Origin of the sequence: Intestinibacter sp. (assembly GCF_034113885.1) — a bacterium.
Lineage (GTDB): Bacteria > Bacillota > Clostridia > Peptostreptococcales > Peptostreptococcaceae > Intestinibacter.
In genome coordinates this window covers 1-11,366 of the sequence record NZ_JAXEWM010000097.1, presented here as the reverse complement: position 1 = coordinate 11,366, position 11,366 = coordinate 1, and the positions used below count along the sequence as shown (strand labels likewise).

The window sequence follows — 11,366 nt, the reverse complement described above, 5'->3', positions numbered from 1 at the left end:
TGGAATGATACCAGGAGCTAATATAGGTAAAGATTACGCTGTATTTGAAGCAGTACACGGTAGTGCGCCAGATATAGCTGGCAAAAATATAGCTAACCCAACAGCTATAATCCAATCAGCTGTTATGATGCTTAGATATTTAGGAGAACAAGAAGCTGCAGCTAAGATAGAAAATGCTCTAGCACAAGTATTCCTAAAAGGAGAAAACTTAACTGGTGATTTAGGTGGAACTGCTACAACTGATGAATTTACAAATGAAATATTAAAATATATATAATGAAAAAATTGGCAGTAAAGAATACTTTACTAGCTAAAATCGAATAAAGATGATTAAAAAAACTACTATAGCGAAATATTAACAGCGATATTTCAATATAGTAGTTTTTAATTATTTTGATATAATATATGCATAGAATAAAAGATTAAAAAAATAGTTTAATCTATAGAAAGGATAGTTTTTATGAAAATAGGAATTTCAGCACTGCCGTTTAATTTAAAAGAGGCATTAGATATTTGTGAGAAAAATAAAAAAATAGAGCATATAGAAGTGGGACTTGACAATCTAGAGGATGTAGGAGTTTTAAAAAAGTATAAATCTAAAATAGAAGATTTAAACTTGAGCATTTCAATACACCTGCCTATGGAATTAAATACCTGTGAAAATATAAATTACATAAGAAATTCATGGATAGATTTCATATGTAAAATCGATGAAGCCTTGACCCAAGACTTCGATATTAAGTACTACAACCTTCATCTAGGATATGTGATGACAAATAGGTTAGACAGAAATAGACAAAAATATTTAAAAAATACAGTAGAATTTTTAAATGACAGTAAATTAAATCAAAAATTAAATGGAAGGATTTTATCTATAGAAAATACATACTCTAAAAAAGGTGATTTTTCAAATGTAGGCGACAGAGTGGAAGATTTTAATTATATTTTCAATAATATTATAAATGATGGCGTTTATTTTTGCTACGATACAGGACATGAGCTGATGAGTAAAAATGATTATACCGAGGTTTTTGATAAGACAAAAATTATTCACTTTAGTGATAACGATGGTGTAAATGATTTACATTTAGGCTATAAAAAAGGCATTTTAACCGATAAAATATTCGATAAAATAGAAAAAATAAATCCAGATTATTTAATACTAGAAATAGATTTTAAAGATATAGAGTATACTCTAAATTATTTTTAAAATTATATTATAAAAAAATGATTATATATAAAAAATTTTAATAATTTTGTTATATTTTTTTTATATATTAATGCAATTCAATTAAAATGTGCTATAATCTAACTACATGGTCAATTAAACATATGATTAGGTTGACGAAAATGACCATGTAGCTTATATCCCCTTTTTGTACAGATGAGGTAAATAGTTTTATAGGAAAAATTTATAAAAAGGGAGAAAAATAATGATTCTAATGATAGACAACTATGATTCTTTCGTGTACAACTTAGTTCAGTACTTTAAAGAATTAGACGAAGACATAGTGGTGAAAAGAAATGATGAAATTACGATAGACGATATAAAAACATTAAACCCTGAAATTATCGTCTTATCACCGGGACCATGCAGTCCAACTGAAGCTGGAATTTGTATCGAAGCTGTAGAAAATTTCAAAGGTAAGATACCTATACTTGGTATATGCTTAGGACACCAAACTATAGGTCAAGTATTTGGCTCTAAAATAGTTAAGGCAATAGAGCCGGTTCATGGAAAAGTCCACAGTATCACTCACGATGGCAAGGGAGTTTTTACAAACATAAAAAATCCTCTAAACGTGACTAGATACCATTCTTTAGTAGTAGACACTGAGACATTATCAGATGAATTAGAAATCACTGCAAAGACTAAAGAAGGGGAAATAATGGGCTTAAGACACAAAAAGTACATGATAGAGGGAGTTCAATTCCATCCAGAAGCTGTACTTACAGAATGTGGCCATGAGCTTTTAAGAAACTTTATTACTTTAGCTAGAGAAAGGATACAAGAAAATGCTTAGACAAATCGATACTAAACTAGACGCTTTTGAAATTTACACAATATTTAAAGATGAAAACGACAGCTTTATTCTAGACAGTGCAATGGATCCAGAAAAACTAGGGAGATACTCTTTTATAAGTAGTAATCCTTTTAAAAAAATAAAAGCAAAAGATTCTGAAACTAATCCTCTTAATACTTTAGAGGAAGAACTTAAACATTACCAAGGCGAAAATGACACTGAGTTGCCATTTGTAGGTGGAGCAGTAGGGTATTTATCTTATGATTTAGGAAACTACATGGAAAAGTTACCTCAAATTGCTGTAGATGATACGGGAGTATACGATTTATATTTTGGTTTTTACAATTGGGTAGTTGTAGTAGATCATCTAGAAAATAAAACTTACATAGCGACACCGAATTTAGACAAGAAAAATGAAGAGTTTTTAATTGATGAAATTGAAAATAGAATAAAAACTGCAGAACAAAAGGGAATAGACCCTATCTGCTACGAAACTAAAAACATTAAACCTATAAAACTACAATCAAACTTCACAAGAAAAGGATTTGAAAATGCTGTACAAAAAGTAAAAGATTACATAAGAAGTGGGGATATATACCAAGCTAATTTAACTCAACGTTTTACAGGAAAGACTAGTTTATCTAGTTACGAATTATATAGAGATTTGAGAAGATTTTCTCCAGCGCCATTTGGAGCATTTTTGAATTTCGATAAATTCCATATTCTATCTAATTCACCAGAGAGATTTATCAAATGTGTAGATAGAAAATTAGAAACTAGACCTATAAAGGGAACTAGACCTAGAGGAAAAGACGAAGCTGATGATTTGAGATTAAGAGAAGAATTATTAAATAGTGAAAAGGACAGAGCAGAATTACTTATGATAGTAGACTTAGAGAGAAACGACCTATCTAGAGTATCCAAGGTAGGTACTGTAAAGGTTCCAGAGCTATTTGTAATCGAACCATATGCAAATGTAAATCACTTAGTTTCAACAGTAGTAGGGACTTTAAGAGACGAATTAAGCCCTATAGACGTGATAAAAGCCACTTTCCCAGGAGGATCTATAACAGGTGCACCTAAGATTAGATCTATGGAGATAATAGAAGAGCTAGAACCAACTAAGAGAAATGTCTACACAGGTTCTATAGGATATATAGGATTTGATGGAAATATGGACTTAAATATAGCAATAAGAACTATAGTAAAACAAAACGAAAATGTGTATTTCCAAGTTGGTGGAGGTATGACTTGGGGTTCTAATCCAGCTGATGAGTACCAAGAAACTATGGATAAGGCTGCTTCTATAATGAAGGCTCTTAGAGGTTATTATGAAGAGTAGTGTTTCTTTTAATTCAACACTTTCAAAGTTTGGAATGGGATTATTTGAAACTATAAAAGTCACAGATTGTCCTCTAGATTTAGATTTACATTTAGATAGGCTGTTTAATTCAGCTAGAGAATTAAACTTCGATATTGACGAAAATAAAGAGTTTTACAGAAAAACGATTTTAGAATATATAGATAAAAACGATGTAAAAAATAAAGCACTTAGACTTACAGTATTTGATGAAGGATATAATATAAGTCTAAGGGATATAACATATAATGAAGAAACTTATAAAAAAGGCTTTAAATTATGCATATCTCCAATTAAAAGGGGAGACAGTATAATATACAGACATAAGACTACTAATTACTACGAGAGCATGTATTCTAAACATTTTGCAACTGACAATGGATTTGACGATGCGATATTTTTAGATACTTCTGGTAGAGTATTAGAGTGTTCTATGAGCAATATATTTTTTGTAAAATCAGATACAGTATATACACCTAAGAGCTCATCTCCAATTTTAAATGGAATAATGAAGCTGAATATAGGTAGAGTTTGCGAAAGCTTAAATATAAATTTAGTCGAGTGCGATATAGATATCTCATCTGTTGATGAATATGAAGGTGTGTTTGTTACAAACAGTTTAATGGGTGTGATGCCTGTTACACAAATAAATCAAATAGACTTTGACAAAGAGAATAAAGTAATAAAGCTTATAAAAGAGAATCTATAAAAGGCGGTGAGTATATGTCAAAATTAAACGATGTATTTCAAAGGGAAATAGATTTGATAAAAAAGGACGAAAATACTCTAGGTATAGTGCTTGTAGGTTCTAGTAAAGATTTAGATTTTGAAAAAGACATAAAAATAAACGATATAGATCTTTTTATATTTACAAAAGAACAAAAGGAAAATCAAATTCGCATAAATAAAGTGATTTCTTCTATAGAATTTGATTTAAACTATATTTCCAAAAAAGGATGCGAAAGCTTTATAAAAAATAAAGAGTATTTCTTCTTAAAAATAAACGACGGCAAGATAATATTTGACACTTTAGATTATGCAAAGGAAATACTAAGAAAATGCAAGCAAGCTTACGAAGAAGGTCCAGATAAGATTTCCGAGGAAATAAAAAAAGACAAGCTATTAGAAATCAAATCAGAAATCAAAAAATTAAAATCAAAGGACGAATTTGAAGATTTTGAGTACGATTTTTTTGTGAATATAGCACTTAGAGATCTGATTAGAATGTATTATATAAAAGAAGATAAATGGGTACCTAAGGACAAAAAATTAATAAAAAGCATAAAAAAAGATGATAAAAAAATATACGATATATTAAAAAATGCATCAGATGATAAATACGAAATGCTGTTAGATATATTTGAATATATAAAATAATGTCCTTAGATTTTTGGAGGTAAGAAATGGCAGTAGATCAAGCAAAAATAAGAAAAGCAGTAAGGGAAATCCTAGAAGCAATAGGTGAAGATCCAGATAGAGAAGGGTTAGTTGGAACTCCTGATAGAGTTGCTAGAATGTACGAAGAAATATTCTGCGGATTACATCAAGATCCAAGAGAACATTTAAAAGTATTATTTGCAGATGAAAAACACGAAGAAATGGTTGTTGTAAAAGACATTCCTTTCTACTCAAGCTGTGAACACCATTTAGTTCCATTCTTTGGAAAAGCTCACGTTGTTTATATTCCAAAAGATGGTAGATTAACAGGTTTATCTAAATTAGCTAGAGTAATAGAAACTATAGCTAGAAGACCACAATTACAAGAGAGAATAACTAAAGACACTGCAAACATAATAATGGAAGAATTAAGACCTTATGGAGTTATGGTAGTTGTAGAAGCTGAGCATATGTGTATGACTATGCGTGGAGTTAAAAAACCAGGTTCAAAAACTGTAACTTCTGCAGTTAGAGGTGTGTTCGAAACTGATGCACTAGCTAGAAGTGAAGCTATGTCACTTATAAACTTATAATAATTTAATTTAAAAAAGGAAAAGTTATATTTGCCATGTATTTGGTGAATATAACTTTTGCTGTGATTTAGAAAGATAATTACTGAGGAGATAAAAATGTTAGAATACGGAAAAAGAACTTATATAATGGGAATATTAAATGTAACACCAGATAGCTTTTCTGATGGTGGAGATTTTACTAATATAGATATAGCAGTAAACCATGCTAAAGAAATGATAGACTTAGGAGCTGATATGATAGACTTAGGTGGAGAATCTACAAGACCAGGTCACAAATTTGTATCAGCAGAAGAAGAAATATCTAGAATAGTGCCAGTTATAAAAAGATTAAAAGAAGAAATAAACGTGCCAATATCTATAGACACTTATAAAAGTGAAGTTGCAGAAGAAGCTTTAAAACTAGGTGTAGATATGATAAACGATGTATGGGGACTAACTTACGACGGTAAAATGGCAGATGTAGTGGCTAAATACGATGCAGAAGTATGTATAATGCACAACCAAGATGGAACAGAATACGACAAGGATATAATGGAAGCTATAAAAGAATTTTTACAAAACAGCATAGATATGGCGCTAAAAGCAGGCGTTAAAAAAGAAAAAATAGTACTAGATCCAGGTATAGGATTTGGTAAAACTTACGAACAAAATATAGAAGTTCTAAAAAGACTAGGTGAGCTTAAATCTCTAGGATATCCAATATTACTTGGAACATCTAGAAAATCAGTATTAGGAAAAATCCTAGAAGGTACAACTCCAAAAGAAAGAGTTGAAGGTACTGTAGCTACTACTGTACTTGGAGTAAGAGATGGAGTGGATATAGTAAGAGTTCACGATGTAAAAGAAAATTTAGAAGCTGCAATGGTAGCTGATGCGATATACAGAGGTTAAGATATGGACAAAATATTATTGAGTAACTTAGGATTTTACGGATATCACGGCGTTTTAAAGGAGGAGGCTGTCTTAGGTCAAAAGTTTTTCATAGACATGGAGCTTTACCTAGACACTAAAGAAGCCGGCAAAACCGACGATATGAATAAATCTGTAAGCTATGCAGATGTTTACGAGGTAGCAAAGGATATAACTGAAAACAGACGATTTAATTTAATAGAGGCGTTGGCTGAAAATATAGCTGATGAGGTTTTAAATAAATTCCCACTAATCAAAGGAGTTATGGTCAGAGTTAAAAAACCAGAAGCTCCAGTACCGGGGATATACGATTATTTTGGAGTTGAGATAAGAAGGGATCGAGATGAGTAGAGCGTATTTAGGACTTGGAACTAATATGGGTGATAGATTAGATTATCTGATGAAGGCGTGTAGTATGCTTGAAGAAAGCGAGTATATAACTTCTATCAAAAAATCAAACCTTTACGAGACTAAGGCGTGGGGTTATACAGATCAAGCAGATTTTCTAAATATGTGCGTTGAAATCGAGACTAGTCTACCTCCATATGAGCTTTTAGATTTATGTCAAGACATCGAAAATAAATTAGATCGCGTCAGAGTTATAAGATGGGGCCCTAGGACTATAGATGTAGATGTGCTTTTTTACGATGATGTAATATCTACAGACGAGAAGCTTTTGATACCTCATCCAAGGATAAAGGATAGAGCCTTTGTGCTAGTTCCTCTTATGGATTTGAATGAAGATTTAAGTATAGATGGTAAGTCTATAAAGTTTTATTTAGATAGCTTGACTGATGAGGAGAGAGCAGAAGTTAAGGAATTTAAATAGTATAATAAAACCGCTTGGTATTTTTGTATCAAGTGGTTTTTTGCGTACAATTTTATTTATTATTAGAATTTTTATAATAAAATTAGTAGAAAATGTTAAGAGTATAAATGTGTAAAAATAAAGTATTATTAAATTTTGTGTAGTTTTTTATTTCTATGTTAAGATATAATAAATTATACAAAAAAAGAAAGGAAGCATAAATATGGCGACAATAGGATTTGAGGAAAAATTATGGGCTAGTGCTGATAAATTAAGAAATAACATGGATGCGGCAGAGTACAAGCATGTTGTACTTGGGCTGATATTTTTAAAATACGTTTCAGATACATTTATGGAAAAGCATGCAGAGTTAATGGAGGAAGACGAAGATTTTGCAGAGGATAGAGATGCATATCTAGCAGAAGGGATTTTCTGGGTGCCAGATAAAGCTCGTTGGGATTATATCGCGAAAAATTCAAAACAAGCAGAAATAGGAAATATAGTAGATAATGCACTTGATTTAATAGAAAAAGAAAATGATTCATTAAAAGGAGTACTTCCTAAAAATTACTCTAGACCTGAGCTAGATAAGAGAATATTAGGAGAGATAATAGATTTATTTACTAATATAAATGTCGGTGGAAGTGTTGGAAAAGAAAAGGATGTACTTGGCAGAGTTTATGAGTACTTCTTAGGAAAATTTGCAGCCAATGAAGGTAAAGGCGGAGGAGAGTTTTATACTCCAAAATGCATAGTTACCCTTATGGTAGAAATGATAGAACCATATAAAGGATATGTATATGATCCTGCTTGTGGAAGTGGCGGTATGTTTGTTCAATCATTGAAGTTCGTAGAAGAGCATAGCGGAAATGCTTTTGACATAAGTGTCTACGGTCAAGAATCTAATCCAACTACATGGAAGCTTGCCAAGATGAATCTAGCTATTAGAGGAATAGAAAACAATTTGGGAAGTAAAAATGCAGATACATTCCATGAGGATTTACATAAAGGTTTAAAAGCAGACTTTATACTAGCAAATCCACCTTTTAACCAAAAAGATTGGGGACAACCACTATTAATAGAAGATCCAAGATGGAAATGGGGAACTCCTTCAAGTGGAAATGCTAACTATGCTTGGATAGAGCATATGATAGATAAACTTAGTCAGAAAGGTAAAGCTGGGGTAGTTCTTGCTAATGGTTCACTGTCCTCTAATACTTCAAATGAAGGTGAAATTAGAAAGAATATATTAAATAGTGACTTAGTGGATTGTATAGTTGCGCTTCCTGATAAACTGTTCTATACAACAGGAATTCCTGTTTGTATATGGTTTTTTAATAGAGATAAAAAACATAAGGGAGAAACTTTATTTATAGATGCTCGTAAGATGGGTGATATGGTAAGTAGAAGACTTAGAGAGTTGAGTAATGATGATATTCATAAAATAGCTGATACTTACATTAAGTGGCAAAATGAAGATGGATATGAAGATGTAAAAGGATTCTGTAAAGTTGCTACTATGGATGAGATTAAGGATAATGATTATATTTTGACTCCTGGTAGATATGTTGGAATTGAAGATGTAGAAGATGATGGAGAGCCTTTTGAAGAAAAAATGGAGAGATTAACTAAGACTTTATCTGAGCAGTTTGCTAAGTCTAGGAAGTTGGAAGATGAGATAAGAAAGCAACTTGGAGGAATTGGATATGAGTTGTAATGAATGGAAAGAGTATAGTTTAGATGAAATATGTAGATACCGAAAGCAAAAAATATCTATAGAAAAAATAGATTTTAACAACTATATTTCAACAGAAAATATGTTGCAAGGCAAAAAAGGAGTTACAATAGCTAGTAATATTCCAAAGTCTAAAAATGTAGATAAATATTTAAAGGATGATATATTAATTTCAAATATAAGACCATATTTTAAAAAAATATGGTATGCTGATAAAGATGGAGGAGCTTCTAGTGATGTTCTTATTTTTTATAATATAGATGATAATATATTGGATAACAAGTATTTATATTATTTATTGAGTAGTGATGATTTTTTTAACTATGTTATATCTACATCAAAAGGAACAAAAATGCCACGAGGTGATAAAGATGCAATAATGAAGTATAAGATAAATCTTCCTTCATTACAAGAACAGATAAAAATATCTAATATTTTATCTTCTTTAGATAATAAGGTAGAGTTAAATAATGAGATGAACAAAATTTTAGAAGAAATGGCTCAAAGTATTTTTAAAAGATGGTTTGTTGAATTTGAATTTCCAAATGAAAAAGGGGAACCTTATAAATCTAGCGGTGGAGAAATGTATGAAAGTGAACAAGGAATGATTCCTAAGGGATGGAAAGTAAAAATAATGTCTGAGCTTATCGAAGTTAAAGATGGAACTCATGCATCTCCTAAAGTATCAAAAGAAGGATACCCTCTTGTTACATCTAAACATATAAAAGGTGATAGTATAGCTATAGAAGAAGCTAAACTCATATCAGAAAAGGATTATTTAGAAGTAAATAAAAGAAGTAAAGTAGATACAGGTGATATTTTAATATCAATGATTGGTACAGTTGGATTAACATATTTAGTTCAAGAAGATAATATAAACTTTGCTATAAAAAATATAGGATTATTTAAGACATCTCAAAATATGAAATTAAATGAATATATATACCTGTACCTTAAATCTCAAAATATGAAAAATTATATAGAATCAAGATTAGCTGGAACTACACAAAGATATATTTCATTAGGAGAATTAAGGTCTATGCCAATAATTTATCCTAATTATCAAGTTATAGAAAAATTTAAAAGTATTGTGGAAAATTTACTTAAAAATAAAAGAAAGAATATTGAAGAAAATAAATTATTAATGAACTTAAGGGAAACATTATTACCAAAATTTATGAATGGAGATATAAAAGTAGATTAATTTTATAAAAAGTAAAAATAAATTAGGAGGGAGAATGATGGATAAAATACATTTTGAAAAACTTACTCCAAATAAAAATGTGGATTTAGGTATATATGAAAAAGCTTTAGATTTTGTTTTTGAGAATAATGAAATAAAGAATATTGCAATAACAGGTTCTTATAGTTCAGGTAAAAGTAGTATTGTAGAATCATATAAACAGCAAGTATCTGATAAAAAATTTTTACATATTTCTTTAGCTAATTTTGAAGAAAGTGATTCTCATGAATTAATAAATGTAAAAGAGTCGGTATTAGAGGGAAAAATACTTAATCAATTACTTCATCAAATAGATGTATCTAAAATACCTCAAACTAATTTTAAAATAAAAAAAACAGAATCAGATAAAAATATTTTAAAAACAACTGCTTTAATTATTGCTTTTATTATGTCTGGATTACATATATTTTATAATTCGAAATGGATAGAATTGGTACAAACTTTAAAGCAGTTTTATAGTTTAGGATTTTTACAAATTACAACGAAAGGTATAAGTTTATTCTTTAGTGGAGTTATATTTTTGGCAACTTTTACAGTAGGAGTTTTTAATCTTATAAAAATACAAAAAAATAGAAATATATTTAAAAAATTCAATTTCAATGGGAATGAAATTGAAATACTTGAAAATAGTGAAGAGTCTTATTTTGATAAATATTTGAATGAAGTACTATATATATTTGAAAATTCAAATGCAGATGTTATTGTTTTCGAGGATATAGATAGATACAATGTAAATCAAATATTTCAGAGATTAAGAGAAATAAATACTCTTGTGAATTCAAAAAGAGATCTAAGTAAAAGAGAGCCATTAAGATTTTTTTACTTAGTAAAAGATGATATTTTTATATCAAAAGATAGAACTAAATTTTTTGATTTTATTATACCAATAGTACCTGTTATAGATAGTTCTAATTCATATGATCAATTTATATCTCATTTTAAGAAAGAAAATATATTTGAAAAATTTGATGAAAATTTTTTACAAGGTATATCATTATATGTTGATGACATGAGAATATTAAAAAATATATACAATGAATTTATAATATACTACAATCGAATAGGAACTACAGAGCAAGATTATAATAAATTGCTTGCAATAATTGTTTATAAAAATATATTTCCAAGAGATTTTAGTGATACACAAATTAATATAGGATTTATATCAACAATATTTACAAATAAGGATAAATTTATAGAAGATGAAATACAAGAAATAGATAAAAAAATAAATGAATTAGAAAAATTAATTCGAAATTGTGAGGAAGAACATCTTAAAAGTATAGATGAGCTAAAAAAAATATATTCAAATTATAA

At 29.4% G+C, this 11,366-nt stretch carries 13 protein-coding genes; all 13 read left to right on the top strand.

Features of this window, described 5'->3' with window-relative positions; genetic code table 11:
- On the top strand, nucleotides 1–277 hold a 277-nt coding region (locus SPD90_RS05675), incomplete at its 5' end, for an isocitrate/isopropylmalate family dehydrogenase (RefSeq protein WP_320924592.1).
- A 183-nt stretch (nucleotides 278–460) separates the two neighbouring features.
- Nucleotides 461–1,210, top strand: coding sequence for a sugar phosphate isomerase/epimerase family protein (locus SPD90_RS05670; RefSeq protein WP_320924591.1), 750 nt, complete (start codon nucleotides 461–463; stop codon nucleotides 1,208–1,210).
- A 223-nt stretch (nucleotides 1,211–1,433) separates the two neighbouring features.
- The gene (locus tag SPD90_RS05665) at nucleotides 1,434–2,024 is read left to right on the top strand and encodes an anthranilate synthase component II (RefSeq protein ID WP_320623786.1); all 591 of its coding nucleotides are present in this window, start codon (nucleotides 1,434–1,436) and stop codon (nucleotides 2,022–2,024) included.
- Nucleotides 2,017–3,366: an aminodeoxychorismate synthase component I gene (gene pabB, locus SPD90_RS05660; RefSeq protein ID WP_320924590.1), complete on the top strand. Its 1,350-nt coding sequence runs from the start codon at nucleotides 2,017–2,019 to the stop codon at nucleotides 3,364–3,366. The genes SPD90_RS05665 and pabB overlap by 8 nt, the downstream gene beginning before the upstream one ends.
- Entirely contained in the window at nucleotides 3,356–4,093 is a 738-nt protein-coding gene (locus SPD90_RS05655; protein WP_320924589.1) for an aminotransferase class IV, read from the top strand. Before pabB ends, SPD90_RS05655 begins: the two co-directional genes overlap by 11 nt.
- Nucleotides 4,094–4,107: 14 nt before the next feature.
- Nucleotides 4,108–4,761, top strand: coding sequence for a hypothetical protein (locus SPD90_RS05650; RefSeq protein WP_290693325.1), 654 nt, complete (start codon nucleotides 4,108–4,110; stop codon nucleotides 4,759–4,761).
- Between the two features lie 26 nt (nucleotides 4,762–4,787).
- The gene (gene folE, locus SPD90_RS05645; protein ID WP_320623789.1) at nucleotides 4,788–5,354 is read left to right on the top strand and encodes a GTP cyclohydrolase I FolE; all 567 of its coding nucleotides are present in this window, start codon (nucleotides 4,788–4,790) and stop codon (nucleotides 5,352–5,354) included.
- A 96-nt stretch (nucleotides 5,355–5,450) separates the two neighbouring features.
- Nucleotides 5,451–6,245 carry a dihydropteroate synthase gene (gene folP, locus SPD90_RS05640; RefSeq protein ID WP_320924588.1) on the top strand — a complete coding sequence of 265 codons (795 nt, stop codon included), beginning with the start codon at nucleotides 5,451–5,453 and terminating at the stop codon, nucleotides 6,243–6,245.
- Nucleotides 6,246–6,248: 3 nt separating this feature from the next.
- Complete coding sequence (folB, locus tag SPD90_RS05635; RefSeq protein ID WP_320924587.1) at nucleotides 6,249–6,614, top strand: dihydroneopterin aldolase; 366 nt, start codon at nucleotides 6,249–6,251, stop codon at nucleotides 6,612–6,614.
- Entirely contained in the window at nucleotides 6,607–7,092 is a 486-nt protein-coding gene (gene folK, locus SPD90_RS05630) for a 2-amino-4-hydroxy-6-hydroxymethyldihydropteridine diphosphokinase (RefSeq protein WP_320924586.1), read from the top strand. The genes folB and folK overlap by 8 nt, the downstream gene beginning before the upstream one ends.
- Before the next feature lie 202 nt (nucleotides 7,093–7,294).
- Nucleotides 7,295–8,788, top strand: a complete 1,494-nt coding sequence (locus SPD90_RS05625; protein WP_320924585.1) for a class I SAM-dependent DNA methyltransferase — start codon at nucleotides 7,295–7,297, stop codon at nucleotides 8,786–8,788.
- Nucleotides 8,778–10,010 (top strand): restriction endonuclease subunit S, encoded by a 1,233-nt coding sequence (locus SPD90_RS05620; protein ID WP_320924584.1) that lies wholly within the window; start codon nucleotides 8,778–8,780, stop codon nucleotides 10,008–10,010. Before SPD90_RS05625 ends, SPD90_RS05620 begins: the two co-directional genes overlap by 11 nt.
- A gap of 37 nt (nucleotides 10,011–10,047) precedes the next feature.
- A partial coding sequence (locus tag SPD90_RS05615; protein WP_442909044.1) for a YobI family P-loop NTPase occupies nucleotides 10,048–11,366 on the top strand: 1,319 nt, incomplete at its 3' end.